Raw genomic sequence first — 26,472 nt, 5'->3', positions numbered from 1 at the left:
TTTTCAATGGTCGTCGAGTAATTTGTCGATTTCTTCGGAAAAACCAAAATAACTCATGTCCCTAATACGCATGGGGTAGAGTACACCATTCAAGTGATCACATTCATGCTGGACAACAGTAGCATGAAAACCGGTCGCTTCACGATCGACGACGTCACCAAATTGGTTAAATCCTGAATAATTAATGTGATTAGGTCTTTCCACTAAGCCGCGCATACCAGGAACACTCAAACACCCTTCCCAATAAGCCGAGCGAACATTGGACAATATGGTAATCGAGGGATTGATTAATATCGTGAACGGAACGGGCTCAGCATCAGGATACCTGGGGTTGCTTTGAACGCCAAACATAACGACTTGCTTGAGGACTCCTATTTGAGGAGCGGCGATCCCCGCACCATTGGCGGCTTCCATTGTGTCCTTTAGATCGACTATTAAATCACTCAATTCTTGGGTCGCAAACTCAGTAACGGGCTCACTGGCTTGTTGAAGCAGTGGATTGCCCATTTTTAGAATATCCCGTACCGCCATCTGAATCGTTTAGCCACTTTTTGTTCTACCTTGCGTTTTTTAAATGTACCAAAATTACTCAATTTATACACAGTAACTTCATATCTAGTGACAATATTTATCTAATAGATAGTGATATCTACCGGTAATATTTGCTACATTAGCCGAATGATTGAATGACCATTAATTCTCGGGAAGTTAAAGGATACCCATTCGCTCTATGCTCATTAAAACGATTCCATATGCTATGGCTGCTACTGCAGGCTTTATTGTTGCCTATGTCATTTTTGGCCAACCAAAAACTGAACCACAAAACCCGCTCCCTGAGCGAATCCCAACCATCACTAAACCAGAAACAGCTTCTGACTCGACAGCTTTCGATCGACCCATACAAGTTCCATCACCATCAAACCTTGAACAAAGTCAATCTGAACTGGAACAATTAAGACGATTAGTCGACACGCAAGCTTCCAAAATAAACTCGCTCGAAGCAGCGCTGGAGCAATATGCGACAAAGGAAAGTGCTGAATCTGATAGCCCTCCCAAAGGCTTGGAGACAATTAGCATGGATGACTTTGAAAATCGCATGAAAGGCTCCTTCAGAAATCGATTTAAAGGTGTTGCTATTGAGCTTAAGCCGGAGCAAATCAAAGAGTTCAATCGTATGTTTGATGCCAATTCACAAAAAAGTGAGTGGGGAGTAGAGTACGAAAATCGAATTACTAATTTCATCGCAAATAGCGATCCGAACGGTCTTCATTTTATCGAAGAAGTGAACTGTATCAATCATATGTGTCGACTAAAAGTACAGTCAAGTGAGGCAGCAGATTGGCAAAACCTTTATTCAAATATGACCAATGAGAATTGGTTCAATAGTATGACATTGGTGGAAAAATCAGATATTCCTGGAATGCATATTTATTATATTCCCAAACCACAAGAGATGTGATTCACACAAGATATAACACTCACCATGATTAGTTTATTAATGCAGGGACAAGTTGAACTCTTCACTATGCAATAATTGCCATAGTGATTTCTTTGTCTTTCCACGAGTTTGGTCACGCTTGGACAGCGAAAAAGTTTGGCGACAATACCGCTGAGCGAATGGGACGTTTGACATTAAATCCTGTTGCTCATATCGATCCCATGGGATTGCTGATGGTTGCGATTATTGGCTTTGGGTATGCGAAACCAGTACCCACCGATCCTCGAAACTTTAACTCTCCACAAGCCTCGCTTTGGATAAGTGCAGCAGGACCGGCAATGAATCTCATTCTTGCGATTCTATGTATCAACGTTTTTGCGCTCGCGGCTACTAATGACTTAGGGCTATTGAGCTCGCAAGGCGGGTTACTGTTTTTTCAGTATATGGCGTTTATTAACTTACTATTGATGCTTTTCAATTTACTGCCCATCGGTCCACTAGATGGACACTACATCCTTCCCTACTTCTTATCGAGAGACTTAGCCTATAAATATGTTCGATGGAATCACGCCTACGGCGCAATGGTCTTGTTTGGACTCATTATGCTTAGTTTGGTGGGCCTACCCATTTTCTCTTTTTTAATGGGCGTAGCGAACACTATTACTCAGTATCTAATTATCGTTTAACACTGTCTCGAGAATTTCGTCGGTTGTTGTAACTTCGCAAAACTCTTTATGTAAACTTGACAGGTGTATCCGATGGATATCATCTGCAGAAATGTTGTTTCCATTGATATCTAGTCGATTGAAAGTCGCTGTTGCATCGGCTGGCAAGGAAACTTTATATCCCAGATTGCCTGCCATTCTGGTCGTCGTCGACACACAGTGGTCGGTGGTTAATCCGACAATAACCAGCTCGCCAATATTTTTACTGCGTAGATGTTCATCGAGCCCAGTTCCAATAAACGCACTATTGACACTTTTGTCGAATGTTTGTTCACCGTCTAGCGGCACAGCGGCTTCTTTAAATTCGTTTCCAACAGAACCGGGCCTGAGCGGTGAATTCGGTTCTGTCGAACAATGGCGGACATGAATTACGGGGAGCTGGAGGCGTCGCCAAGATTTGAGCAACCGAGCAATATGACTTTCAGCCTCCAGGTTGTTCCGAGTCCCCCAATACGGGTCATCAAACCCCTTTTGAACATCAATAATTAATAAAGCCGGTCTCATAACTTACCTTGAATTTGATTACCACAAAATAAGGACTCTAAACCGAAGCACTGTTCGCATCAAGTCCTTATCTTTGCTAGTAAACCGATTATATGCAGCGGCCATTGACCATTCTTTTTCCCTTGGGACAATTTACTGGCTGATTTTTAGGTCGACGCGAGTTGCTTTTGGTACTTGAATTATCGGATTCAGCAAATTGCTCAAGCGCTTCGCCAATATCGACCAAACTATAACCCGCTCGCCGAAGGATACTTTCAATTCGTGAAGTGGATAAGCGGTAAACATCGCTTAACGCTTTGGCGACTTCAGTTGCCCCTCGGTTTGCTTGTTTCGCGGCGCCGACAACAAAGTCTGCGCTCGCATTGTAAAGGTTGATCATGGTTGTGAAATAAACATGAGCAGCCATTAGTGCATGACGAAGCAAAAAGAAACTGACTTCACGCTGGGTGTAATCTGCCTGCTTCAACCAATAGGCCACTCGTTGTTCGGTTTGTCTAAAAACGACTTTGAGTACGTCTGCCACATTAATCAAACTGTAGCCAGCACCTTTTAATACAATGGCTGCAGTTTTGGCGCCAACCTTGAGTACCGATTTTAATACATTACCGACCGCTAAATGAGAATATCCTGCACTTTTCAGTGCGATAACAATTTGTTGAGTTGTGAATCGAACATTCTTCAATAAGCTCGCGATTTGACGTTCATTTTGACGCAAGCTGTTTTTGAGATGACGCGCAATAAACGAGGCTGACTTTCCAGCGTTTTTAAACTGTTGAACGACTAAATCGATTGGCTGTTGCGGATTGCTGCTCAAACATTTCACTTTTTTCAGTCTAACTCGCGCTAGATGAAATCCATTAGCAGGATCGACGACGTTTTTACCGAGCTTAACTTGATAGTTATTTACCCAAGCATTGACTTCCCGCGTTTTCAGATTCTTAAGATAAACCAAGCGATCAATATTAAGCGTTTTTGTTTCGCCTGCGTTTATGTTTACAGTTTTGGTGGTTTCATTCCCAGTTGAATTTTTGTACTTGTACTGAACCCTGCACTCGTTGGCAGCCTGCACTGATGCACTCACCATCATTAGTCCCCATAAAAAAAGCTGATTAAAGCGACCCATTGTTATCTCCTCGTTTTCTTGTCAGTCTTAAACGACAACAAGACTAAAGCGATAATCAACGACAAGCTTGAATTTAATTTGAGAGACTTTGAAGTAATTTGAACTGCTTATATTTCAATAGATTAGGAGATGATTAATATTAATAATCTTAGGGATGATACCCAGATTTACTGCGCTTCGAATCGCTTGAAAAGAAGCGCAGCTAATCAATAAAGTCACGCCACAGTTGCTTCAGCTTAAGATATTCTTTTTGTTTCTTACTGGCATACCAATGACATAACAAAGCCGCACCTGAAATCCACACAATACCAAACGCAGCGAACATCCAATTAAATTCTTTCGCTGGTTGGGCAACAAGGAAGAGGTTAGCCGCAAACCAAACCGTAAATATTGCTAAAAGTAACCAAGAAAACCCCGCGCCATATCGACCTATCACAACGCCCGCCCGAGTTCGTTTCAAATAAAAGGCTAATATTTCCTTAGTTGACTCTCCTGACATTCGAAGAATCGGCAAACGAATTTTGAAATCAAGATATACCCCAATGAACAGTAGTATTCCGATAACGCCATGCCAACTATTTTCTATCCAGTTATCCATAGAAAAGTCTAAAAAGTAATAAATAAACGGAAAATAGCCGACGAGCACAACCACATCGATAGCTAAAACCGCTATCATTCTGAGCGTTACCCAGTTGATTTTCTTTTTTATTTGCTGAATGTCGGGTTGGTAAGTTTGCCATTCGGCCTGTAGCTTGTCCCAATCTTTCAACGGATCATTCATACTTTGACCTCTTCTAATAACTGATTGAGTTTGGTTTTTGCGCGGTTCAATTTAACCCCCACATTACTCACGCTTATCCCCAAAATGTGGGCAATTTCTTTATAACTTAAGCCTTCTAGTGCGAGGGTTACAAGCTGTCGATCACCCAGCGCGAGTTGATAAATAGCGGCCATTAGTTGCGACATCCTCTGCGATTGAGTCATTTCATCGCTCGGACAGTCACGACCCGGTAGTTCTAATTCTGATATTTCCACCGAGCGAGGCTCTTTAACATACTTGGCGACGTGTGAAACAGCTCTTTTGTGAGCAATGCTTAATATGTAGGTTTTTAAACTCGATTGATGATCAAATTTAGCAAGTGCTTTCCACAGTGCAACAGAGATTTCCTGATACAACTCTTCTTGAAGGGCGCTATTTCTTTCGTAACTGCTGACAACACGAGAAATAACCCCATGGTGTTCCGACAAGGTTGCCTCAAAAAAGCGATCGTATTCTCGCCTCTCTTTAAGCGACATAGAAGAAAACTCGACACGTCGATAATCGTAAACGCCGTGCATGGTAGATGAAATCAATCGTCAATCGGTCCTTAAGTGGGTTTAATGTTATTAGTCTATCCAATTTCAGATTTCTTACAGATTGAATGTTTATTTTTGGTCAATCAGTGAAAAGCGCTTTACCTGCTTGCCAGCTACTTCGATAGTTTCGTTAAACATATCAAAAGGTCTGACCCAGAGTTTCTTATCACCATAATCGGGCTGATAAACCACCATTAGCTCCTCAGTCTCGCTATGGTAAGCAGTCCCCAAGACAATATATTCAGCGCCTTTGTAATGGCGGTAGCGGCCTTTGAGTTGCTCTCGTTGGTCTAAGTTTGACGCCATCGGATTCATTCCTCCCAAGGCTTTTCCTGTTGATAACTTTCTAGATGCTTTTGAAATTCGAGCAACTGACTCTCTTCGACTTCCTCTGGCAAATTAGCAATCGCTTCGTTCTGTAACTCTACCGCTTTAATAAAATCGCCTGCAATGGCATAAGCAGCCGCTTTGGTATCGAGGAAAACGGATCGATTATCGTCACTGATTACCAGCTTTTCCGCCCAGTACTGGGCTTTTTTCGCGCTACGAATTGTCTTTTTCTTACTGGTCGCATAGATCCATGCAAGGTTGTTGATACTCATCAAATGGTCTTTGGTAGCAGCTTTACGATACCAAGACAACGCGGCGCTAATATCTTTGTTTCGCCCTTTTCCGGCAAAATACATATAACCAATATTAAACTCAGCATTAGGATCCCCGTTGCGAGCAGCTTTGTTCAGCCATTGAAAAGCTTGCTCAAAGTCTTGGGTTACTCCAGTAGCATGTAGATAGGATTCACCGACCAATGTTTGAGCGCGCATATGACCGCCTTCTGCGGCCTTTAAATACCAGTTAAACGCGTTGTCAGGATCGGCGCCCTCTCCCGTGAGATCGAACTCATAAATATTCGCCAGCAGCCATTGCGCTTCGGTAATTCCATTTTCAGCAGCCTCGGTACAAACCTCAACCGCGACCTTATAACTGGTCGCTTGAAAATGGTTTTCACAATCAGAAAGCAGATCATATTCGACTTCCCTTTCATCGGTGCACCCAACAGTCAACAAAAGGGTAATAACAAAGAAAATGCCTAGTTTAAATTTCATCAGTAAAACTGCGCTCATTACTTAGAGTTTATTGAACGATTTAACCATCAAATCATAATTGACTAAAGAGCATTTTACCTTCTATTTAAAATATTCTCCTGTTTAAACTGAGACAATGTGGGGTAGAGAACAAGATGCTTGAGGTTCAAACAGTTGATTAGCCTCCATGTGGTAATATTACCTACTATCTCAAATAGCTATACCCTATACTATGCGCGTTTTTGTATTCTCTCGCGGAAAGCAATTCAACACTGAGATTTTTACTCCTCATCAACAAATGATTAACACGATAACACCTAGTAATGCACGCAGACTTATTACCGCAAGATATTCAGTTTATTTGGGATACTGTCCATCAGGCCGTTGAGGAAGCCGGTTCTCACAATCAATTATTTTCCAATGGTGTGGAGATGTTTGAGGACAATGGTCGGTTTAAAGTCGTGTGGCCCGATTGGCTAAAACCCGTTCAAGCTTACCTAACCGATAAGTATTCCAATCAACCGACTGATGCGCTGATGTTTAGCATTATTCGAGAAATTATGTCTGAACATAAGTATTCTGCTTTTCTGAAAAAACAAGACAGCTATCGAGCTTCAACTAAAACCGTTACCTACGCTGACTGTTAACAAAGCCGTATCAAACAACTATAACAGACAATAATAATACGATTAAAAAGCCAGCTAACGCTGGCTTTCTTGTTTGGTTGCGATGATAAGGCGCTGATTAACTATGGATTGAGGTGACGCTCAAACAACAGATGAATGCGCGTATATTCGTCTAACCAGCTCGAAGGCTCCCTAAAACCATGAGGCTCCACGGGATAGATAGCGGTTTCGAAGTAACGAGTTTTTTCTAACTCAATTAATCTTTGTACCAACCTAACGCTGTCTTTAAAGAACACATTATCGTCCACCATGCCATGAGCAATCAATAACGGCTTATTCAGTCCATCAGCAAATTCGATGGGCGAACTTCTTTCATAAGCTTCTGGGTCAACCTCTGGCGTATTGAGTATGTTTGAAGTGTAACCATGATTGTAATGTGCCCAATCTGTCACGGGCCTAAGTGACGCTCCTGCGGCAAATACTTCGGGTTCTTTAAACAATGCCATGAAGGTCATGAACCCACCGTAAGATCCGCCGTATATACCAATGCGTTTCGGATCAACATTATGGTTTTCCACAAGCCAATTAGCCCCGTCGACAAGATCTTCGAGTTCAGGGGTCCCCATTTGTCGGTAGATGGCCGTTCGCCAATCTCGGCCGTACCCCTTCGAAGCCCGAAAATCCATATCTAAAACAACATAGCCTTGCCTAGTGAGTAAGTTATGGAACATGAATTCGCGAAAATAACCCGACCAGCCTTGATGGGCATTCTGTAAATATCCTGCACCATGTACAAAAATTACCGCAGGTTTCTTTTTGTCTTCGCCATCTCTCGCATTGGTTTCGGCCTGATAGAATCGACTGTATATGTTCCGTTTGATTTTACTTGAAGGCACTTCAACGATTTCTGGCTTGTTCCATTCGATGGCTTTAAAAGCTTCGCTTGAAGTGTTGGTGAGTTTTACCGGCGCCTGTTTATCAGCAATATTCACTAAAAATAATTCTGGCAATTGCGTCGTAGTGGAGTGGCGAATAACCAGCCTGTCCTCTTTTGGCGACAACACATAATCATTCACCCCTCCCAAATCTGTTAAGGCTTCAATCTTGCCGCCTTTGGTAGACACTCGATAAATTTCATAGATACCTGGATGTTTCTTATTTGCTTTAAAGTAAATATTTTGTCCATCTTGCGAGATTGTCAGGTCGCTGACTTCCCACTTTCCTTCAGTTAATTGACGAGCCTTGCGTTTGCCTTTTTTAATATAAATGTGTGAATAACCATCCTCTTCGGATAAGTAGTAAGCGGTTTGATTATCAGGTAACCAACCAAATTCATTAAATGTCCAGTCGTTAATCCACGCCTCGTCAGACATCCAATGAAGCGTTTTGGATTTCTGATCTTTAGTATCCATCCCAACAAGCCAACGATCCTTGTTGTCGTAAGAGTAGAGCAAAATTGAAAACTTACGACTATCTCGGGTCCACTCCACGCCACCGTTAGCTCGCCAATTGTATGCGTATACGGCCCTCGGGCCCTGTAACTCTTGGTATTTATAGCCGATTTTTTTGGCTGACGACTGTTTCAAGTCCTCTAAGGGGTCATCATTTATACCCGGTAAGTTCGCGGTGTCTATGGGATATCGTTTATGATTTACTAAATCGAAAAGATAAAAAGTTTCATTTCGAGGCTTGGATGTTCCGACTAGTGGCCTAACTTTGCGATCGTTAACATAGCCCGATCCGGTGACAAACTCAGGCATATGATCCGCTTCGCCTGACAACTTTGCTTTTATCGTTCCAACCACCATCCAATTGGCGTCTGGAGACAAACGAAATGTACTGATTTCAATTCCAGAACCTAAATAAAAAGTTTTATTTTTAGACAGTTTGTTTTTCTCGCGGCGTTCTTTCTGAAATTTATCTTCTTTTTGTTTTTTATCGATGTATTGAAAAAGTCTTGGTTGGCTTTGCTCGAGATAGCTCTTTTTCTTCTCTTTGTTTGGGTCAACTTGAGTTTTAAACTCAGCGATTTGTGTACTTAATTTGCTGGCTAGATCATAAACAAATACTTTACGTCCTTCAAAATAGCTGACTTTATCGTTATCAATAAACTGAGCACGGGATTGAGACTCTTCATCAGCAGTCAGCGCTTTAATCTCTCCCGTTTGATAATTAGTCCAATAAACATCTCCTTGGTATATAAATACACCTTGCGACTTATCGGTACTTTTGGCAGCACTTTGACTTGCGGTCCATAAAGCTTGTTCTACCGGTATCGCTTCAATAGATTGAGCACCTAATTGAAGTTTAAAATCCTGTCGGTGGGTATGACCGACAACTTTCTGAGAATAAATAATTGACTGGCCGTCGTGACTCCAGCGGGGATTATTAGGCGCATTCCCCATCCAATCGGGGTCTGCCATTATCTTGTTCATTGTAAGGTCGTTATTGACAATGGTTGAGTTGACAGGCTTATCTGCCAAAATAGCCATGCTCGCGCATGCCAGGGTCATCCCTATTATTGATTTTGTTAACCGCATTTTAGGCGCCTCATTAGAAGGTTAAGATTTATGGGTAGTCTCAACTCAGATTTTACTTAATCCAGAGGTTAAATTAATTTTAATCGATTAGCCTGCATTCATTGATCAATCGACCCTATTGAAGGCTAATCCATCACCGTTTGACAGCCACCCTAAAAATTAGCTCAAAAGCATATCACTATTGAGAAACAAGTGGCTAGTCACCGCCCAATGGAACGAGTTGATTAAGGGGGGTTAATCGGCATTTAAAGCGAATTAATTTGTAAACGCTTGTGTAAATGCATTAAATCTTCAGAATTCTTGTGTTCGGGATCTGACAAAAGTAAGATAGCGACAGGTTTTGATAGATAAAACGGCATAATTTAGAGGTTAATTTTAGTGACTGAAGCGCAGTTACCAAATTCAGAACGTCCAACTTTAGATACCGAATATCGGATCGTCCCCGCTGCCAACGGTATTCTCTGGATAAAAAGGGCGATAGTATTATTCAAACGCAACCCGGGAGCTTGGTTAAGCTGCTCGATTTTATTGCTGTTTACTTTTATCCTCGTTCTGTTAGTTATTGGCTTAATACCTCCCCTTGCGCCAGCTTCATTTATGCTCACTTCGCTCTATCTTGGTGGTCTGATGATAGGCAGTCATCAGCTCTATCAGTACAAAAAATTTCATATCCAGCATTTATTCGCAGGATTCGAGACTAATACCGCAACCTTGTGCATTATTGGTTTATTGTATTTCGGTGGCGTATTTATTAGTAGTATGATCGGCCTCAGCTTCAGTGAGCTACTCGGCTTTAAGTTTCCAACTAACGAAGAAATTCAACAGGTTGCTAATGACCAACAAGCCGCAATGCAATTAATGAAGTCATTGTTAATGCCAACACTTATCTCAATGGGATTTTTGATTCCGGTATTGATGGCTTTTTGGTTTGCGCCAGCGTTAGCCGTTTTGTTTCATGAAAAGCCAGTAGAAGCGATGATGAAAAGTTTAAAGGCTTGTGCGTTTAACTCTTTGCCTTTTTTAATTTATGGCATTGTCTGCGTGTTTGGAATTTTATTTCTATCAATTATTGTATCGCTAGTAGGGTTGTTATTCCCTATTCTAAATCTTTTTCTTAACTTTTTACTGATGCTTATTTTTAATAGTATTTTGATTGCGTCAATTTACACATCTTTTGAAGATATTTTTCCCGGGTTAAATCATCCAAAAGAAAACTCTGACGATGTTGATATTGACGAAAACTCAGATAGTTTAATTGTTTAAAAAAGCTCAGACTGACAGGCAACAAGTTTATGAAGATTCTCAATCTAGCAGGATTAAATCTAGCGGGATTAAAATGTCTCTTCAGTATTCTCATCTTAACCGCAACTCAACCAATACTTGGCGCACAACTTGTTAATAATATTCCCGTTGAATTATCGCATGGGTGGACTGTGTGTCTGCATTTTGAATCGAGTAGCAGAGATTGCGTACAACAAAAGTTACCTGAATTAACTCAAAAACTCCCCCCTTCTATAACCCACCAAAGTTACGTAAAGGAGTTTATTATCTCGAGTGAACTAAAATCTCAACCGCTCGGTATTTGGATAAAAAATATTGATGACGCAGATAAGGTCCTCATTAATGAACAGCAAATAGGCAACATGGGACAATTTCCTCCAAACTTTGAATCTGCCTATCGACGGCAAAGAGTTTATTTTATTCCTAACGAAATCCTCAAATATAACCAGTTTAATCGCATTGAAATCATCACTCATAGCTCTCGCCAGCGACCAGGAATTCAAACTGCCGCGCCGATGATCGGTAACTTTGTCGCCTTTAATGAAAACATCCAAGAGCAAGATTACGTTTTTGTTGTCATCTCCGCTATTTTAATCATGCTAATGGTTTTCCCGATTTTTTATTTTATTGTCCTTAAGGGAAACTATGAAACATTGTATTTTATGTTTTTCTTACTCTCGCTCGCATCACTATCTATAGCTCGCTCGAATCTACCAGTGCATCTTGATTTAGATTTAAGTTCGTTGTTTAAACTTGAAATATTCATGCTCAATGCTGCAATAATATCCTTATCACTTTATCTTTTTCATTTCTTCGAATTAGAAATTCGGCGTATCTATGCGATTGGTCTTTATGTTATGGGGGTCTCGGGACTCGTCATGATTATTTGGCCAGATGCAACTCAAATGCGTCAATTAGCTGAAATCAACTATTGGCTATTAATCATTATCAATTTCTTTGTCGCTGGTAGCGCGCTATTCATTGCGGCCCATAAACAAAGACGATACGCATGGTTAATGATGACCACCAGTGCTTTCGGTTGGTTGACACTTTGCTATGACTCACTGATGTATTCGGCGGGTTCCTTCGAGCTAAATTTAGTCCAGCGGCCAGCTATAGTCCCTATTGTATCAGCACTCGTATCAATCACCTTTACTTTAATCCTCACCCATAAGTACTGGCATTATTTTAAAGGCTCTACTTATGACCATTTGACAGGAACGCTTCTTCGCCCCGCATTTTTCCAACGACTCTCTGAAGAAATGCAACGCTGTAACCGTGGCGACGGCATGCTGCTTGTAGCGGTAATTGACATACAACAAGCAAAACGGATTAGTATTAATTACGGTTACAGTATCGGCAATCATTTGCTTTCAACTGTCAGCAACTCACTCACTAAAGTCCTAAGACCCTATGACCTTATTTGCCGATTCAGCGATGAACAGTTTTGTGTCGCCTCGTCGATAACCAAAGAAGAGTTTGCCGAAGGTAATCTACAACGAATCTATGATGAACTCATCAATATTCAACAGCCCATTAATAAAGATATTGAGCTCTATGTCGATGCCAGGATAGGAGGCGTTATTTACAACCCGGAACTTCATATGTCGGTGTCTCACATCATTCAGGATGCAAACTACGCATTAGCTAAAGCAAGCAGTTCGTCTCAACAGTATCATTTGTTAAGACAAAGTTCGCTACTCGCTAGCACTGCTTAATTATGCCTTTACTGACTGTAAAGCTTGATTAATCTCTAAAATTATTGAACTGCAAAGGCCACTCAAGTTCTGCCTGCTTTATTAACTGAATGGCTTGTTGCAAGTCATCCCGTTTCTTACCATTTACCCTAACCTTGTCCCCTTGGATAGAGGCCTGTACTTTCATCTTTGAGTCCTTGATCAACTTAACAATTTTCTTCGCTAAAGGCTGGTCAATTCCTTCCCTTATGACGATATCTTGTCTCGCAATTTTACCGGTGATGTCGATATCTTTTGGGTCCATGCAATTAGGATCAATATTTCGCTTAACTAATTTACCTCGTAAAATATCTCGCAGCTGTTTGACTTGAAAGTCACCCTCGGCAGTAATCTTTACCAAGTTATCTTGGTGCTCAAATTTTGCGCCGGTATCCTTTAAGTCAAAACGTGACGATACTTCGCGGTTGGCTTGGTCAACGGCATTCGATAATTCATGTGTATCAAGCTCGGAGACAATATCAAATGATGGCATGTTTGCGTCCTACAAGTGTAAAGTGGTTAACTTTGAAAAAGATTGGGATGTTTTATCATATGTCATTTTAAAAGGCTAGCTCGTCAGTCCTAAGAAGAGAGGTTTGTTTTTGAGATTCAAAAATTTCTCATACCACAAGAATACCGACTTATCATGAGTTGCTTTATCGTTCACAAGTTTGTCACGCGAAATAGTCAAAACCGCCTATACTTAGATTTATAACAAAGAAAAATTGGACAGTTTTTCAATAACTTGTGATAATTTCGCCAGACCTTACGCGGTCGACTGTCCTTCTCTATTTAGCTAACACAAACCTGACAAACAATGCCAATACTGGAACACTTTGAAAATGAACACAGTAGTGATCAGCTCCAGCGCTTAAATGAAGCGCTCCAGAGCGGCATGTTTATGCAAGTACGAATGATGCTAAATGAATTACCCGCAGCAGATGTTGCACACTTTTTAGAATCGACTCCGCCCAAAGAAAGAAATATTCTTTGGCGTCTCATTAATACGGAACGTGAAGGACAAGTCCTGCAATTCTTGGATGATGAGATCAGAAACGAATATGCTGCGAATATGGAACCGGCGGAACTCGCTGCTGCAACGCGACATCTCGAAGTCGATGACCAAGCGGACATACTTGGTGATCTGCCCGATAAGATTGTAAAAGAAGTTCTCGCCTCAATGCGGGTGCAAGACAGACATCGCGTCGAGCATGCGCTTAGTTATCCAGAAGATACTGCTGGCGGATTAATGAACACCGATTTGGTCACCGTGCGGCCATTGGTGACTATTGAAGTGGTGCTCCGTTATTTGCGCATGAAAGGCGAATTGCCAGTAGCAACCGATTGTATTTATGTGGTGGACTCTGAAGACAAGTTTATCGGCTCTGTCAGCTTATCGACCCTAATCACTAGCCAACCAGACGAAACTGTTGAGCAGGTTCTGGAAAAAGATATCCACCCGATCCCTGTTGACCAACCTGATGATGAGGTGGCACGTGTTTTTGAAAGACGTGATTTAATTTCTGCGCCAGTTATTGGGAAAGATGGTGAGCTTCTCGGTCGTATCACCATCGATGACGTCGTTGACGTTATTATCGAAGATGCCGATCACTCGTTGATGAGTATGGCTGGGCTTGATGAGAATGACGATACCTTTGCCCCGGTTGTAACGAGTGCTAAACGGCGGGCAGTATGGCTAGGTATCAATTTGATCACCGTGATGGTCGCTGCAAGCGTTATTGGCGTATTTGAAGAGACAATCGCCGCAGTGACAGCATTGGCGATTTTGCAACCTATCGTCCCAAGTATGGGCGGTATCGCCGGTACGCAAACCTTAACGCTCGTTATCCGAGGGATGAGTGTTGGTCACATAAGCGATAACAACTTTCGCTGGTTGATGATGAAAGAGTTGGGCGTGTCAGTATTGAATGGTTTACTATGGTCGCTGGTTGTTGGGATGAGCGTATTTTTATGGTTTCACTTTGTGCAACATTCTGAACATGCCACCTACCTGGGTATTACTATTGCCGGCGCAATGGTAATCAACTTAATCGCAGGTGCTACCTTTGGCGCGATATTACCGGTAATGATGACTAAAATGGATATCGACCCAGCGCTGTCGGGCGGTGTTGTGTTAACCACCGTCACTGACATGGTTGGTTTTTTCGCCTTTCTCGGTCTAGCTACTGTATTTTTCTTATAAACGACAGTTTCTTTATTGTAAAAAGCCTTCACCCTACTGCATGAAGGCTGATATTTTATCGGTACAATCGATGTTAATTATTAGCCGCGTAGTCTTCCACTTGCTTCCAAACTCGCATCAAGTTACCGGATAATATTTTAGCGATATCTTGTTCGCTGTAGCCACGGTCTATTAACCCTTGGATTAAGTTTGGATAAGTCGACACATCTTTCAAACCTGTCGGCAAACTGTCGCCGACTCCATCATAGTCAGAACCGATACCGACATGGTCTATCCCAACTAACTTGACGACATGATCAAAATGGTCGAGAACGTCTTCTGTTGTTGCAAACTCAAATGGCGTGGCTTGACGATACTCCGCGGTAAACTGCTTCACTTCTTCACTGTTTTGAGCAACCTTGTTTTCTTCCATAAACGCTTTACGGGCAGCAGAATATTTGTCCCAATTATCACGTGATTTTTGAGAAACAAAAGTCGAGCCAAAGTTTATGAAGATTACGCCACCTTTCTCTGCAAGCAGTTTAATCATGTCATCACTCATGTTTCGTTCAAATCCTGGTGTGAAATGTCTTGCTGAAGAATGAGAGGCGATTGCGGGAACATTACTCAATTGCATAACTTGAAAAAACGCTTCATCCGAGACATGCGAGATATCGATCATTATGCCGATGTTATTCATTTCAGTAATGAGCTTCTTGCCAAATTCTGTCAAACCTTTGGCTGGTCGATTTTCATCATAGGAAGAATCAGAAATATGATTGGCTTTAGAATGTGCCAGAGTAATATAGCGAATTCCACGTTTATAAAAATGTTCGAGGTTCTCTAGTTTTCCTTCTAATGGACTACCATTTTCCATACCCAACGGTAATGCAATCAGTCCCTTTTTAAACGCAGCTTCGACCTCAGCAACTGAGCGACCTGGTGCGAATTTATCTGGGGAATCGGTTATTAACTTTTCGATCCCATCAATCAACTTATCAGCTAACGCCTTACTGCCTCCCTCTTCTTGAAGCTTCGCGGGAATATATATCGACATGAAAGGCGCATTTAATCCACCCTCGACTGCCCTTGGGTAGTCAAAGTCACCACTTTCCGTAGCCTTAGCGACATCTTCAAACTTATTTTCTAAGCGATAAGGAACATCGACATGAAGATCGGCAATAATATATTTTTGCGCAAGTTCAGCGGCAGAAGTCGAAACTTGAGATGAGCGTTGCTCAGTTACAGGCTTTTTATTTGAAGTATCGGCAGCAGTGGTATTTTTTTCTTGGCTGTTTTCACCAGGCTGACAAGCCGCGAGTGATACAATAGTAAGTCCGATTGCTAGCGATTTTGCCAGTTGAAATGGAATGTTTTTTATTGGTAATTTAGTCATTATTATTTTCACCCTTAAGTCTTTGCGATTTATCGGTTGTTGCGATAAGGTCAACTAAACAACAGTACCGCTATAGTCGCGTGTTTTTTTGATCTTGTTGCTTTATCGATCTCGTTGCTTTTTCGATCGGGTAGCTTTTTACATCACTTAATCTTTTACAACACTTTGCCTTTTACAAAATGTGTTGTCAAATGATTGGAAAAGCTATGACTATGAAGGTCTGCAGAGGTAATTCAAGAATGAGTGGTAAACTTTATCCCACTCCACAGGCCAGTGTTGCGCCCTTTTGGTAGACAGCAAAACTAGCCATGCGAATGGGACTATCGTTTTTTAGAAAAACTTTTGTACTTTTTTCGATTCCGTCGCGCCTTATCCATAAGCTCTTTAGTGACTTTTTGTTTCTTACCTTCATAAGGATTCTTGCTTTCTTTAAGCTCAAATTTGATCGGCGTACCAACCACTTTTAAGGCCTCTCGGAAACTTTTTTCTAAATAGCGAACATATGATTTGGGAAGTGACTTGGTTTGATTACCATGTACAACTATTCTTGGGGGATTGTGTCCACCCGGGTGTGCGTATCTTAGCTTGATCTTAAAACGCCCGCTGGCTGGTGGTTGATGCTTTGCTACCGCCATTTCTAAAACACGCGTCAGTTTGGAGGACGTCATTTTAACTCTTGCACTGGCATATGCTTCATCAACGGCTTCCCATAAGTGGCCGACATTCGTACCATGAAGCGCAGAAATAAACTTTATCCGAGCAAAGTCAGCGAAATGAAGACGACGAGCGATTGCTTCTTTAACAGCTTCACGCTTGTCTTCCGACATGTTGTCCCACTTGTTGACGCCAAGAACCAAAGAACGACCTGCATCAATGGCAAAACCTAGCAAGTTCAAATCTTGCTCTGTGATTCCCTCTCTTGCGTCAAAAATCATAATGACAACGTTTGCGTCATTAATCGCTTGTAAAGTTTTTAATACCGAAAACTTTTCGACAGCTTCATGGACCTTACCGCGTTTTCTAACGCCCGCTGTGTCGATTAAAGTGTACTGCTTGTTTCGGCGCTCCATTTCGATATAAATCGAATCACGGGTCGTGCCGGGCATATCGTAAACAACAACCCTCTCCTCTCCCAACATTCGGTTAACCAATGTAGATTTGCCGACGTTAGGTCGCCCAATAATCGCCAATTTTGGACCTTTTTCAGGGTCATCTTCCGAATCAACGGTTTCAGTTTCTTCCAGGTCCGGATCGATATTAGCAGCGGGTAAGATGACGTTATCAATCAACTTCCCGACGCCACGACCATGAGCCGCAGCGATTGCCGAAACGGAATCAAATCCCAAACGATAAAAGTCTGCCAACACCGTATTCTGGTCAAGTCCGTCAACTTTGTTAACGACCAGATGGATGGTTTTGTTTTCCGCACGAAGTTGAGTCGCTATCGCTTCATCAACGGGAGTTAAACCTTCTCGAGCATTCACAATAAAAAGGGTAATGTCGGCTTCTCTAACAGCTTGCATTGACTGCTCAGCCATTAATCCATCAACGCCAACTTCACCGCCGGTAATACCACCGGTATCGATAATAATAAAAGGATTGTTTTGCAATAGTGCATGACCATATTGACGGTCACGTGTGAGACCTGGAAGGTCAGCTACCAGTGCATCTCGAGTTCGAGTAAACCGATTAAATAAAGTCGATTTACCAACGTTTGGACGCCCGACCAAGGCTATCACTGGTAGCATGAGTATTACCTTATGTTTTCTTAACCGCGTAAAGCGTACCGCTATGACTTAAAAGGATCAATTTGTCATCGACAACAATTGGTGTTCCACCGAAACCGGAAGAATCGATATGTTCTCGGCTCACTAGAGTACCATCACGACGAGACAACCAATGAATATATCCTTCGAAGTCTCCTACCGCGATATAATCGCCGAGTGAAACCGGCGCAGTTAGTTGTCTCCGATAGAGATCTTTTTGGGTCCAAAGGATAATGCCGTTTGAACGATCAACACCGCTGACGTGACTATTTTCATGAGTCACTAATAACATCAATTCCGATAAGGTTAGCTCTTGGAACGTTGACAACTCACGTTGCCAAATTACCTCACCATTTTGAGCTTGAATGTTTGCTAAGTTTCCATTGTAAGAAGCAACGAAAATCGTGTTTCCAGCAACGAGCGGTTTTACATCAACATCAACGAGCTTTTGTATTTCAGAAGAACCGACAGGTGCGGTAATGGTTTTTTCCCAAGCAACTCGACCGTTAGCTAATAAAAACACGGCAAGCTTGCCGTTTGAAAAACCAGAGATAACACCGCCACCGACGATGACTGGCGATGAAACGCCGCGTAGCGTTAGAGCAGGAATTGATTGATCATAGACCCATTTCTCATCACCAGAACTTGCGTCAAAAGCAGTAACTTTACCGTCAACAGTTCTCACGACGACATGGCCCTCGCCGATCGCTGGTGATGAAATAACTTCACTGGTTAGCGGTTTACGCCATTTTAGCGCCCCATCGTCGGCGCTCAACACAATCAGTTCGCCGTCTTGAGTTCCTACTGCAACCAAGTTACTCGCCACAGCTGGCCCACCACCGATCGCGACGTCTAACTCATTTCTCCAGATAATTTCACCATCTTCTGGATTTACTGCCGCAACCGCGCCAGAACCATCAGCGACGAAAATTTTGTCATAGGCATAAACCGGTGAGTTCTTAACGGTAATATCATCATTTCCGTCACCAATGTCGGTAGACCAAACTTCTTTGGTTTCAAATTGGTTGTCGATATCGACCAAGGGGTTAGGCTCGTAAATATCAACATCGTCACTGCAACCAGCAAGCACTAAAGACGAAATGAAAAGAGCTTTATAAAGCACCTTCATTATTTCGATTCCTCTTCTTTCGCTGGTTGTTGCGTTTCATCTGAATCGCTAGATTGCTCACTAGAATCTTGGGTTTCTTGTTTGGGCGCTTCTGCAGTTTCCACTACTGATGGTTCGGCTAAAGAGTCCATTTTTAATTGCAAGCTAGGATGACGAGCAACCACTTCCAAATCCGCACTGGCTATCTCGTAAGCAGCTAAGGCTTCTGACTTTTTGTCTAGCGCGATAAGCGCGTCGCCTTTGACTAAATTGGCTAAAGCGTAATAACCAGAAGTTTCTTCAAACTCGACCAATTTAAGTGCTTCCTCAGCTTTTCCTTGTTGCAACAATACTCGCGCTAAACGAATTTTTGCGACCGGCGCAAGTTCATTATCTGCGTGGTTGTCTACAACCCAAGTTAACTCGCTAGCAGCTTTATCGAATTCACCTTTTTCAACCGCATTTTTTGCAATATGAAAAGCCGATAGAATCGCGTAGCTTGATTTTGGGAATTGTGTTTTGACTGCTTCGGCAGCCGTTACCAAGCCGTCTTTATTGTCAGACGCAACAACTTCAGCAACTTTTAGATAAAGATCTGACGCCCCTTCTTGGTAAGCAATTTGTTGAGCATTCCAGTACTTCCAGCCGCCAAAGCCAGCTAATCCTAAAATTGCACCGACAACGAGCGGCGTGCCATTTTCGCTCCACCACTCCTTTAACCTTTCTACTTGTTGTTCTTCAGTTTCGTAACTCACCTTAAACTCCTGATATTTCCTGATACTCTAATCTTAAATCTACTATCGCTGGAACAATGCACAGCGGACTAATTCAATTTGTTGGTTAAGCCTGAATACTTTGTAATCGACTCATTACTTCGTTATCTACAAATTATCCGAGCAACTCGCCAATCGACTCTAACACTGACTGTGCCGTTAACATCTCTTGGGGTTTATTCTCTCTCAAAAACTTTACGGCGACTGACTGAGCATTGACTTCATCTTCGCCAAAAATGAGCGCGACCTTAGCGCCGGACCGGTCTGCTTTCTTCAGTTGCTTCTTAAAGTTTCCGCCACCACAATGCAACTGAACCTTAACGGATGGCGCTTTATTGCGTAATTTTTCGGCATATTGAATCGAAAATGCCTCTGCTTTTTCGCCTAATCCGCAGATGTAGACATCGACGGATGCAGAAAGTTTGCTCTTGAAGTCTGATTGTTGTTCAAGTAACAAAATGATGCGCTCAAGTCCCATCGCAAAACCACAACCCTGGGTCGCTTGGCCACCAAGCTGAGCAACTAGTCCATCATAACGGCCGCCCGCGCATATTGTACCTTGAGCCCCTAATTCCGTTGTCACCCATTCAAAAACAGTTCGGTTGTAATAATCTAAACCTCTAACCAACGTTGGGTTGACGGTATAACGGATACCAAGCAACTCTAATTTCTCGCATAATCCTGTAAAGTGTGCCGCGGACTCTTGGTCAAGATGCTCACTGAACTTAGGCGCATTGTCGATCAGCTCAACCATTTCGGGATTTTTACTATCTAAAATTCGCAACGGATTCGACTTCAACCGCCTTTGCGAATCCTCGTCGAGTTGCGACAGATTAGTTTGGAAGTACTCAATTAAAACTTGCTTGTAAGCTTCGCGGGCTTGATTACTGCCTAAAGAGTTAATTTGTAACTCAACCTTGTCATCAAATCCCAGTTTCTGCCAAAGTCGCGCTGACAAAGCTATCAACTCAGCATCAATGTCGGGACCTGGGTAACCAAATGTCTCAACCCCAAATTGATGAAACTGTCGATACCGCCCTTTCTGTGGCTTTTCCCTCCTGAACATCGGTCCCATATACCACAACCTTTGCTGCTGGTTGTACAGTAACCCGTGCTCAATGCCCGCGCGAACCGTCGATGCCGTACCTTCGGGGCGCATTGTTAAGCTATCCTCACCTTTGTCAACAAAGGTGTACATTTCTTTCTCAACGATATCCGTAACCTCACCAATCGAGCGACAGAACAACTGAGTATTCTCCACAATTGGGGTGCGAATTTCCTGATACCCGTATCCGGCAACAACTTCCCGTAGACAGCCCTCTAAATACTGCCAAACCGGCGAATCGGTGGGTAAACAGTCGTTCATGCCTTTGACGGCTTGAAATGTCTTGCTCAAGGCGATAATCCTGATGAAAAACTAGCTAAAAATCGAACGCGCAATTATAGCCTAATTTGTGCCCAGAAACAGGGTCGATTTCGGTAATTTTGCCTAGCACCGCTAATCAATACTAACCGCTTGATATTATTACCTTTTTGGCCATTTTTGAGGCACTATAAAATGCCAACACGAAGATAAGCCGGTAATTTTAGGGTTATCACCGGGCTGGTTGGGCGAGATATTTTTGAATTCAGCAACTAATTTTGGGTGAGGAATATCGGCGAAACAATCTCGCAGCGTTTCAACTAAGTCATCTCGTGTCAGCAAAGTCTGACTTGCGCTATCGAGTGGAGCCAGCCAGTGAGGCTTGTCGACAATCGCATAGCACGAAGTACTGCTGAGGTGTTGCGTAACTGTATCTAAGGTCATCCACTTACCCCGTATATGGTCTTTATTCGCGTTGTTTGGCGACGCCATCGAGTAATCCGCTGGATAAAATAAACACCCTAACAAGCAAATCTGGCGAGAAACTTTATTTATGCCGATTGATTTTAATGTCTCTCGGCCTGGTTCGGTCAATGACAGCCGCGATTGATGACTAATTAGTTTTTCCGCTTTTTTATCCAGTCGATCGCGCGTTCCGGGTCCTACCCAAAGACTTTGACTCTTCGGCGAGGACAGATCGAGTCCGCGCTTCTCCTGGATCTGCTGAATTTTTTTGGCATTTCCTAAGTAATACTTTACGGCAACTTCCAAATGAAAAAACTGTCCGGTGTTCTGGTTCTCGTAAATAAAGTCGAATTCGCCGAGAGTTTCGCCGCGCTGAAAAACTTGAAGGTTTTTTGCCTTTAACGACAAACCAGGATAGTTAAGCAAATAGAACTCCCACAAAGCCTCAAAGTAGGGTCCCAACATTTTTAAATTTTTTGCCGCGAGATGATCGACTAATTGCTCAGGATTCTCATCTAAGGATTTTAACCAACTGAAGCTCAGTGGCTCTTTTAAATAACCGTCATCAAAATCAAGAATAGGCGGCGACGAAAAAAGCCAATCAAGATCTCTCACATATTGGTTTTGAAAGGCCGACGCTCTCGAGGTTGGTGGCGTGTTATTATCTGCAATCATGGTTTTTGGCAAACACTGTTTTATTGATTCGCGCAAATAGCGCTAGCGGGTCAATCAATAATGACAGATAAATAATCACAAACCAATGAGCGAGTCACAAAGTCACTGAGTTGGCGACAACATCCATCGCCGACTGAGGCTGGCGATCAGGACATCTAACGAGTGACGCCCATCACAAGAACAAACATTAGCAGGACTTTGAAGCAGCCTAATAAGCATCAATCATAAAAAATAATCGCGGGGACCAGGGAGAATTGTCCCCGCGAAAAGTCGAAATTGGTTACCGCAGTAATCAATTCTATTTATGAGTTGGTTTAAACCGCTTCAGCAAGCGCTTCGGACTCGGTTGCTTGTGCTGTTGCATTCATTAATGCCAGCGTAGTGTCCAACATGCGGTTTGAGAATCCCCACTCATTGTCATACCACGACATAATTTTAACCAAGTTACCATTGACACTCGTTTGTGAAGCATCAAAGCAAGAAGAGGCCGCGTTGTGATTGAAATCAATCGAAACAAGCGGTTCTTCATTGTAATGAATCACCCCAGCCATTTTGCCGAGAGCTGCTGTTTTAATTAAATGATTAATTTCAGCGACACCGGTGTCACGAGAAGTTATAATATTAAGGTCGACGACAGAAACATTAGCCGTCGGCACTCTAACGGCCATACCATCTAACTTTCCTTCGAGTTCAGGAAGCACTAATCCGACTGCTTTAGCCGCGCCAGTTTTAGTCGGAATCATTGACATCGTTGCCGATCGCGCGCGATAGATATCTTTATGTGCCATATCAATCAAGTTCTGATCATTTGTATACGCGTGGATTGTTGTCATGACACCTTTTTCAATACCAATCGCATCGTTAATTACTTTTGCTATCGGAGCTAAACAGTTGGTCGTACATGAAGCGTTGGAAATAATTTCACAATCTGAATTGAGTACATCATGATTGACGCCATAGACAACTGTCGCATCGACATCCGTACCCGGTGCGGAAATTATGACTTTTTTCGCGCCAGCGGTAATATGTTTGCCGGCCGTTTCTCGCGAACGAAAAACACCGGTACATTCATAAACGACATCAACATTTAGCCGATCCCATGGTAGCTCCTCTGGAACTCTCTCGGATAATACTTCTATCGGGTCGCCATTGACGGTCATCATTCCGTCAGCATACGATACTTCGGCATTAAAACGTCCGTGAACCGAGTCATATTTTGTCAAATGAACATTGGTTTCAGCACTACCTAAATCGTTTACCGCAACAATCTGAATGTCGTTTCGTTTACCAGATTCGTAAAGTGCACGTAAAACGTTTCTGCCTATTCTGCCATAGCCGTTAATTGCTACTCTTATCATTTCTGTCTCCCAAACGTTAGTTGAGTTTTTGATTCTTCAAAGCTAAAAAGTTAGCTCACTATTTGTTTTGCTTGTCTGGCGAGTTCCGTTATCGCTGACCAGTCTTTTTGTTTTATTAAGTTTTTATCAAGCATCCATGTGCCTCCAACGCATGCAACATTACTGAGTGCAAGATAATTTGCTGCATTTGTATTTGAGATCCCACCAGTAGGGCAAAAAGTTATCTGCGGTAATGGACCTGCAATTGATTTCAACATCGCCACTCCGCCTGCAGCCTCTGCTGGAAAAAATTTTTGACAAACAAACCCCTCTTCCAAGAGATGCATTGCCTCACTCGGCGTCGCAGCACCGGGTAACAATAAAGCTCCTTCAGATACAGCGTCTCTCAGTAGGCTATTAGTTGCGCCAGGACTCACCATAAAATCAGCACCCGCTTCCAAAGACTGATGCAGCGTTTTCATATTGGTCACGGTCCCTGTACCGATGATTGCGTCAGGTAACGCCGCTTTCATTGCTTTTACCGCATCGATAGCGACCGGTGTTCTTAAAGTAACCTCTAGTACTTCTAGACCACCTTCTACTAACGCACTTGCCAAAGGTACCGCATCTTCTAAGTTATCAATCACGATAACTGGAACAACCGGTCCTTTCTTCAATATGTCAATCATCTCTGTCATGAAAAGTTAACTCTTTAAAATTTTTGTGGTACGAATGTCATCACTTTCACAAAGCTAGCAGCTACTCAGCCCAATAGACTTCTACGGGTGTTTGATTTTGATGAAACAATGCTGATATCGGTAAGTCGAATGGTGCTAACTTTGCCTTTGCCCGTTGCACGACTTGTAATTTCTCTTTTCCTGTAATTAAAACGATAATTAATTTGCTGTTTAAAATCGCCGACAATGTCAAACTTATTCGTTGGGTAAACTCACCAGCAACCGGACACCCTGTTGCATCAATACCGATACACTTTTTAGTCGTTTCCGGATCGAGCGCTTCAGCAATTTGGGGTGTACCGGGAAATAATGATGCAAAGTGACCATCGTTCCCCATACCAACCAGAGTAACATCGAATGGTTGCTCTAATTCACTAATATTTTTCTCTGCTATCGCTTCACCCGCCATTGGCGTCTCCGCATCATTTTTGAGTGGCATAACGCGTGCTTTGGAAGCTTGGTTAATCAATAAATTTTCTTCAACGAGCTTTTGATTACTCGCCTGGTGATCGACCGGAATCCATCGTTCATCGCTTGGCGCGACTAAAATATTATGCCAATCAAGAGACATTTTTGATAAGCGCTCAAACATAGGCGCAGGTGTTGTTCCGCCGGGAACAACGAAACTTGCTCTTCCCTGCTTTTCAACACCCCGGGTTAAACGCGATGCACATTTATTGGCTACGTTGGTAAAAAGTTCATCGCGAGAGTCGCATTGTATTTCTTTAATCACCTACTAATCCTCTTGTTCTTCGGTAATATCAATCCAGCCCTGGCTTTTACGCTTGAATAAATCGTCTGCTTTCGCAGGTCCCCAGGTGCCAGCTTTATATAGTTCAGGTTTATTATTGGTTTCTTGCCAATGTTCAATGATCGGATCGACCCATCGCCAAGCCGCTTTCACTTCATCACGGTGAATAAATAACGTTGAATTGCCGTCAATTGCATCCATTAATAGCCTTTGATAAGCCGTAGTTTTAAAGTCACTATTTTGAGTGGAAAAATCTAGATTCAAAGTCATCGGTTTTAAAACATTATCTTCTTTGCCAATATCCTTTGCCATTAATTGCAGTTGAATTTTTTCATCTGGCTGAAGCTGAATGATTAATCGGTTAGGCTTTAATTTTTGATTAATATCAGGATAGACGTTATGAGTGACATCTTTAAATTGAACAATAATTTCTGCACTTCGATGTTTCAGTCGTTTGCCGGTTCTTAAGTAAAAAGGAACGCCTGCCCAGCGCCAGTTCTCGATAAACGCGCGGATAGCGACAAAGGTCTCAGTGTTACTTTCATGATCACCAAGCTCATCCAAGTATCCTGGTACTATTTCACCATTAACACTACCGCTCACATACTGACCACGAACGACATTTTTGTCGATATGCTCATCAAGCATCGGTTTTAACGCTTTGAGCACTTTAATTTTCTCAATTCGAACATCGTCAGCTTGCAGTTTATTCGGCGATTCCATCGCGACTAAACATAGCAGTTGCAACAAATGATTTTGCACCATATCACGCATCGCGCCCGCGCCATCATAAAACCCTGCACGCCCCTCTAAACCAACCTGCTCACCAATACTGATTTGGATATGATCAATCGCTTTGCAATCCCAAATATTTTCAAACAGAAAGTTACTAAACCGAAGCGCTAACAAATTTTGTACCGTTTCTTTACCTAAGTAATGATCGATTCGATAGATTTGGTTTTCTTGGAAGAAATTCGCCATTGTTTCATTGATTTCTTCCGCTGTCTCATGGTCGTAACCTAGGGGCTTTTCAACAACGATTCGAGAACTAGGAGTAATCAAATCCTTTTGCGATAAATTTTCACAACAAGCACCATAGATAGACGGCATAACCGCAAGATAGAAAACGCGTACTAACTCCTCACGTCCTTCAAATAAATCAGCAAATGCTTGCCAACCTTTTTCGATATCAATTAAGTCTAATAAAACAGGCACCAATAACTGAGAAAAGGACTGCCATCTTTCTTCGGAAAATTCGCTTGTTTTAGTGTAGGATTTTAACGCAGCTTTAATTTGGTCTTTAAGTGAATCAAAGTCACTTTGTTTGCGACAACAGACCAATATTCGCGATCCATCAATGCACTTTTTTTGATGGAATGCATAGTACATAGCTGGCATAAGCTTTCTCATTGAGAGATCACCGGTTCCGCCGAATATGACTAAGTCGAAAACTTGTTTCATTATTTCTCCAAACTATAGCGTACCAATATCTATAGAGTTTAAGTTTA

Annotated in this window: 25 protein-coding genes; 6 read left to right on the top strand and 19 right to left on the bottom strand. The window is 42.3% G+C overall.

The genetic code is table 11. The features are described 5' to 3' along the window. Window positions 1-3: 3 nt before the first annotated feature. Window positions 4-531, bottom strand: coding sequence for a peptide deformylase (gene def, locus FLL45_RS09090; protein WP_142941703.1), 528 nt, complete (start codon window positions 529-531; stop codon window positions 4-6). A gap of 199 nt (window positions 532-730) precedes the next feature. Between def and FLL45_RS09085 the strand changes: the two genes are divergently transcribed. Both FLL45_RS09085 and FLL45_RS09080 read left to right on the top strand, forming a co-directional pair. After that, on the top strand, window positions 731-1,459 hold the full coding sequence (locus tag FLL45_RS09085; protein WP_142941702.1) for a hypothetical protein: 729 nt from the start codon (window positions 731-733) through the stop codon (window positions 1,457-1,459). 71 nt (window positions 1,460-1,530) lie between these two features. Continuing rightward, window positions 1,531-2,124, top strand: a complete 594-nt coding sequence (locus tag FLL45_RS09080; protein ID WP_342778750.1) for a site-2 protease family protein — start codon at window positions 1,531-1,533, stop codon at window positions 2,122-2,124. Here FLL45_RS09080 and FLL45_RS09075 read toward each other — a convergent pair. From FLL45_RS09075 to FLL45_RS09050, 6 genes are all read right to left on the bottom strand, one after another. Further along, window positions 2,110-2,667: a cysteine hydrolase family protein gene (locus FLL45_RS09075; RefSeq protein ID WP_142941700.1), complete on the bottom strand. Its 558-nt coding sequence runs from the start codon at window positions 2,665-2,667 to the stop codon at window positions 2,110-2,112. The two genes, FLL45_RS09080 and FLL45_RS09075, sit on opposite strands and share 15 nt — an antisense overlap. 88 nt (window positions 2,668-2,755) lie before the next feature. Next, entirely contained in the window at window positions 2,756-3,790 is a 1,035-nt protein-coding gene (locus FLL45_RS09070) for a hypothetical protein (protein WP_142941699.1), read from the bottom strand. 202 nt (window positions 3,791-3,992) lie between these two features. Continuing rightward, the gene (locus FLL45_RS09065; RefSeq protein WP_142941698.1) at window positions 3,993-4,571 is read right to left on the bottom strand and encodes a hypothetical protein; all 579 of its coding nucleotides are present in this window, start codon (window positions 4,569-4,571) and stop codon (window positions 3,993-3,995) included. Next, window positions 4,568-5,143 (bottom strand): RNA polymerase sigma factor, encoded by a 576-nt coding sequence (locus FLL45_RS09060; protein ID WP_142941697.1) that lies wholly within the window; start codon window positions 5,141-5,143, stop codon window positions 4,568-4,570. Before FLL45_RS09060 ends, FLL45_RS09065 begins: the two co-directional genes overlap by 4 nt. 72 nt (window positions 5,144-5,215) lie before the next feature. Further along, window positions 5,216-5,452, bottom strand: coding sequence for a DUF1653 domain-containing protein (locus FLL45_RS09055; RefSeq protein WP_142941696.1), 237 nt, complete (start codon window positions 5,450-5,452; stop codon window positions 5,216-5,218). A gap of 5 nt (window positions 5,453-5,457) precedes the next feature. Further along, complete coding sequence (locus FLL45_RS09050) at window positions 5,458-6,249, bottom strand: tetratricopeptide repeat protein (protein WP_185964389.1); 792 nt, start codon at window positions 6,247-6,249, stop codon at window positions 5,458-5,460. Window positions 6,250-6,551: 302 nt separating this feature from the next. Between FLL45_RS09050 and FLL45_RS09045 the strand changes: the two genes are divergently transcribed. Beyond that, entirely contained in the window at window positions 6,552-6,875 is a 324-nt protein-coding gene (locus FLL45_RS09045; protein WP_142941694.1) for a hypothetical protein, read from the top strand. A gap of 101 nt (window positions 6,876-6,976) precedes the next feature. Here FLL45_RS09045 and FLL45_RS09040 read toward each other — a convergent pair whose 3' ends face one another. Beyond that, window positions 6,977-9,394, bottom strand: a complete 2,418-nt coding sequence (locus FLL45_RS09040) for a S9 family peptidase (protein ID WP_142941693.1) — start codon at window positions 9,392-9,394, stop codon at window positions 6,977-6,979. Between the two features lie 378 nt (window positions 9,395-9,772). Between FLL45_RS09040 and FLL45_RS09035 the strand changes: the two genes are divergently transcribed. Together FLL45_RS09035 and FLL45_RS09030 are read left to right on the top strand one after the other, a co-directional pair. Beyond that, window positions 9,773-10,657: a BPSS1780 family membrane protein gene (locus FLL45_RS09035; RefSeq protein ID WP_142941692.1), complete on the top strand. Its 885-nt coding sequence runs from the start codon at window positions 9,773-9,775 to the stop codon at window positions 10,655-10,657. A 29-nt stretch (window positions 10,658-10,686) separates the two neighbouring features. Then, window positions 10,687-12,393, top strand: coding sequence for a GGDEF domain-containing protein (locus FLL45_RS09030; RefSeq protein WP_142941691.1), 1,707 nt, complete (start codon window positions 10,687-10,689; stop codon window positions 12,391-12,393). 28 nt (window positions 12,394-12,421) lie between these two features. Here the strand turns inward: FLL45_RS09030 and FLL45_RS09025 are convergent, their stop codons facing one another. After that, window positions 12,422-12,904: a YajQ family cyclic di-GMP-binding protein gene (locus FLL45_RS09025; protein WP_142941690.1), complete on the bottom strand. Its 483-nt coding sequence runs from the start codon at window positions 12,902-12,904 to the stop codon at window positions 12,422-12,424. Window positions 12,905-13,228: 324 nt separating this feature from the next. Here FLL45_RS09025 and mgtE point away from each other — a divergent pair, with 324 nt between their 5' ends. Next, the gene (gene mgtE / locus FLL45_RS09020) at window positions 13,229-14,614 is read left to right on the top strand and encodes a magnesium transporter (RefSeq protein WP_142941689.1); all 1,386 of its coding nucleotides are present in this window, start codon (window positions 13,229-13,231) and stop codon (window positions 14,612-14,614) included. Between the two features lie 73 nt (window positions 14,615-14,687). Here the strand turns inward: mgtE and FLL45_RS09015 are convergent, their stop codons facing one another. From FLL45_RS09015 to zwf, 10 genes are all read right to left on the bottom strand, one after another. Next, window positions 14,688-15,989, bottom strand: coding sequence for a dipeptidase (locus FLL45_RS09015; protein WP_142941688.1), 1,302 nt, complete (start codon window positions 15,987-15,989; stop codon window positions 14,688-14,690). 320 nt (window positions 15,990-16,309) lie between these two features. Next, the gene (gene der / locus FLL45_RS09010; RefSeq protein ID WP_142941687.1) at window positions 16,310-17,737 is read right to left on the bottom strand and encodes a ribosome biogenesis GTPase Der; all 1,428 of its coding nucleotides are present in this window, start codon (window positions 17,735-17,737) and stop codon (window positions 16,310-16,312) included. Between the two features lie 10 nt (window positions 17,738-17,747). Continuing rightward, a complete protein-coding gene (gene bamB, locus FLL45_RS09005; RefSeq protein ID WP_142941686.1) occupies window positions 17,748-18,884 on the bottom strand; it encodes an outer membrane protein assembly factor BamB in 1,137 nt (378 codons plus the stop codon). Continuing rightward, complete coding sequence (locus FLL45_RS09000; RefSeq protein ID WP_185964388.1) at window positions 18,884-19,618, bottom strand: YfgM family protein; 735 nt, start codon at window positions 19,616-19,618, stop codon at window positions 18,884-18,886. Before FLL45_RS09000 ends, bamB begins: the two co-directional genes overlap by 1 nt. Before the next feature lie 133 nt (window positions 19,619-19,751). Beyond that, complete coding sequence (hisS, locus tag FLL45_RS08995) at window positions 19,752-21,032, bottom strand: histidine--tRNA ligase (protein ID WP_142941684.1); 1,281 nt, start codon at window positions 21,030-21,032, stop codon at window positions 19,752-19,754. Between the two features lie 129 nt (window positions 21,033-21,161). Further along, window positions 21,162-22,139, bottom strand: a complete 978-nt coding sequence (locus FLL45_RS08990; RefSeq protein WP_142941683.1) for a DUF1853 family protein — start codon at window positions 22,137-22,139, stop codon at window positions 21,162-21,164. 314 nt (window positions 22,140-22,453) lie between these two features. Beyond that, on the bottom strand, window positions 22,454-23,497 hold the full coding sequence (gene gap, locus FLL45_RS08985; RefSeq protein ID WP_142941682.1) for a type I glyceraldehyde-3-phosphate dehydrogenase: 1,044 nt from the start codon (window positions 23,495-23,497) through the stop codon (window positions 22,454-22,456). Window positions 23,498-23,547: 50 nt separating this feature from the next. Next, entirely contained in the window at window positions 23,548-24,174 is a 627-nt protein-coding gene (locus FLL45_RS08980) for a bifunctional 4-hydroxy-2-oxoglutarate aldolase/2-dehydro-3-deoxy-phosphogluconate aldolase (protein ID WP_142941681.1), read from the bottom strand. A 61-nt stretch (window positions 24,175-24,235) separates the two neighbouring features. Then, a complete protein-coding gene (pgl, locus tag FLL45_RS08975; RefSeq protein WP_142941680.1) occupies window positions 24,236-24,946 on the bottom strand; it encodes a 6-phosphogluconolactonase in 711 nt (236 codons plus the stop codon). A 3-nt stretch (window positions 24,947-24,949) separates the two neighbouring features. Next, window positions 24,950-26,425, bottom strand: a complete 1,476-nt coding sequence (gene zwf, locus FLL45_RS08970; RefSeq protein ID WP_142941679.1) for a glucose-6-phosphate dehydrogenase — start codon at window positions 26,423-26,425, stop codon at window positions 24,950-24,952. Between the last annotated feature and the right edge of the window lie 47 nt (window positions 26,426-26,472).

This window comes from Aliikangiella marina, assembly GCF_007004765.1.
Classification (GTDB): Bacteria; Pseudomonadota; Gammaproteobacteria; order Enterobacterales; family Kangiellaceae; genus Aliikangiella; species Aliikangiella marina.
Note: the sequence above shows the minus strand (reverse complement) of the source record. Positions and strands in the feature narration are given on the sequence as shown.

What these genes read in the sequence shown, in the direction of transcription:
- def (WP_142941703.1), bottom strand. Translation starts at nt 531, where the DNA reads ATGGCGGTACGGGATATTCTAAAAATGGGCAATCCACTGCTTCAACAA.
- bamB (WP_142941686.1), bottom strand. Translation starts at nt 18,884, where the DNA reads ATGAAGGTGCTTTATAAAGCTCTTTTCATTTCGTCTTTAGTGCTTGCT.
- FLL45_RS09070 (WP_142941699.1), bottom strand. Translation starts at nt 3,790, where the DNA reads ATGGGTCGCTTTAATCAGCTTTTTTTATGGGGACTAATGATGGTGAGT.
- FLL45_RS09055 (WP_142941696.1), bottom strand. Translation starts at nt 5,452, where the DNA reads ATGGCGTCAAACTTAGACCAACGAGAGCAACTCAAAGGCCGCTACCGC.
- FLL45_RS09065 (WP_142941698.1), bottom strand. Translation starts at nt 4,571, where the DNA reads ATGAATGATCCGTTGAAAGATTGGGACAAGCTACAGGCCGAATGGCAA.
- FLL45_RS08990 (WP_142941683.1), bottom strand. Translation starts at nt 22,139, where the DNA reads ATGATTGCAGATAATAACACGCCACCAACCTCGAGAGCGTCGGCCTTT.
- FLL45_RS09030 (WP_142941691.1), top strand. Translation starts at nt 10,687, where the DNA reads ATGAAGATTCTCAATCTAGCAGGATTAAATCTAGCGGGATTAAAATGT.
- FLL45_RS08980 (WP_142941681.1), bottom strand. Translation starts at nt 24,174, where the DNA reads ATGACAGAGATGATTGACATATTGAAGAAAGGACCGGTTGTTCCAGTT.
- zwf (WP_142941679.1), bottom strand. Translation starts at nt 26,425, where the DNA reads ATGAAACAAGTTTTCGACTTAGTCATATTCGGCGGAACCGGTGATCTC.
- FLL45_RS09040 (WP_142941693.1), bottom strand. Translation starts at nt 9,394, where the DNA reads ATGCGGTTAACAAAATCAATAATAGGGATGACCCTGGCATGCGCGAGC.
- gap (WP_142941682.1), bottom strand. Translation starts at nt 23,497, where the DNA reads ATGATAAGAGTAGCAATTAACGGCTATGGCAGAATAGGCAGAAACGTT.
- FLL45_RS09015 (WP_142941688.1), bottom strand. Translation starts at nt 15,989, where the DNA reads ATGACTAAATTACCAATAAAAAACATTCCATTTCAACTGGCAAAATCG.
- FLL45_RS09050 (WP_185964389.1), bottom strand. Translation starts at nt 6,249, where the DNA reads ATGAAATTTAAACTAGGCATTTTCTTTGTTATTACCCTTTTGTTGACT.
- mgtE (WP_142941689.1), top strand. Translation starts at nt 13,229, where the DNA reads ATGCCAATACTGGAACACTTTGAAAATGAACACAGTAGTGATCAGCTC.
- FLL45_RS09025 (WP_142941690.1), bottom strand. Translation starts at nt 12,904, where the DNA reads ATGCCATCATTTGATATTGTCTCCGAGCTTGATACACATGAATTATCG.
- FLL45_RS09045 (WP_142941694.1), top strand. Translation starts at nt 6,552, where the DNA reads ATGCACGCAGACTTATTACCGCAAGATATTCAGTTTATTTGGGATACT.
- FLL45_RS09085 (WP_142941702.1), top strand. Translation starts at nt 731, where the DNA reads ATGCTCATTAAAACGATTCCATATGCTATGGCTGCTACTGCAGGCTTT.
- FLL45_RS09075 (WP_142941700.1), bottom strand. Translation starts at nt 2,667, where the DNA reads ATGAGACCGGCTTTATTAATTATTGATGTTCAAAAGGGGTTTGATGAC.
- der (WP_142941687.1), bottom strand. Translation starts at nt 17,737, where the DNA reads ATGCTACCAGTGATAGCCTTGGTCGGGCGTCCAAACGTTGGTAAATCG.